The sequence below is a fragment of the Halomonas sp. ND22Bw genome (genome assembly GCF_003011945.1).
Lineage (GTDB): Bacteria > Pseudomonadota > Gammaproteobacteria > Pseudomonadales > Halomonadaceae > Halomonas > Halomonas halophila.
Map to the genome: position 1 here is coordinate 1 of NZ_PXWD01001595.1, position 243 is coordinate 243.

Here is a 243-nt window from a genome sequence, read left to right on the forward strand (position 1 = left end):
ATTTGAAAACATGGCCATGATTCGGCGCTGAATATCACCGTCTTTGTTGACCAGTGTTTTAGTGACAAACGCTGCATGGTTTTTCGTAGTGTTGTATCCCTTCCAGACTTCATATGGATCGAGGGCATACGCACAAACCTTACCAGCAACGGGGATTCTAACTAATGCATTTTTTGATTCTAAGTAATTGAGCCAACGAATAATTGTGCTTCTGCTAACTCCAAGTTTTTCAGCTAGGAATTG

General features: G+C 41.2%; 1 protein-coding gene. It reads right to left on the reverse strand.

Annotated features, from left to right (window positions below):
- Positions 1-243, reverse strand: a 243-nt coding sequence (locus CVH10_RS23635; RefSeq protein WP_146143363.1) for a helix-turn-helix domain-containing protein, incomplete at both ends; no start/stop codon positions are given.